Source organism: Mycobacterium tilburgii (genome assembly GCF_902168065.1).
GTDB lineage: Bacteria > Actinomycetota > Actinomycetes > Mycobacteriales > Mycobacteriaceae > Mycobacterium > Mycobacterium tilburgii.
The window spans coordinates 1-415 of the sequence record NZ_LR655785.1; the positions used below are offsets into that span (position 1 = coordinate 1).

At 69.6% G+C, this 415-nt stretch carries 1 protein-coding gene; it reads right to left on the reverse strand.

What is annotated here, in order from left to right; all coding sequences use genetic code 11:
• On the reverse strand, window positions 1-415 hold a 415-nt coding region (locus FQ389_RS17580; protein ID WP_186296507.1), incomplete at both ends, for a PPE family protein.

Consider the following 415-nt stretch of genomic DNA (forward strand, 5'->3'; position numbering starts at 1 on the left):
GGACATCGCTGCCACGTCGGTCGCCCACATCTGCTCGTAGGCCGACTCGATATCCATGATCGTCGGCGCGTTCTGGCCCAGATGGTTGGTTGAGGCCAACGCCCGCACCAACGCCCGATTGGCCGAGACCACCGCCGGTTGCACTGTCGCCGACAGTGCCGTCTCGAACGCGCCCGCTATGGCCGCCGCCTGGCTGGAGGTCGCCTCGGCCTGAGCCGCGGCCGCCCTGAGCCAGCTCACGTACTGGGTCGCGACGGACAGCATCGCCGCCGCCGACGGACCGTGCCACGCGCCGGTGGCCAGATCCGTGGCCACCGAGAGAAACGACGACGCGGACGAGGACAGGTTTTCGGCGAGCCCGTCCCACGCTTCCGCCGCAGCATACAGCGGCGCCGATCCAGGACCGGCGTAAAGG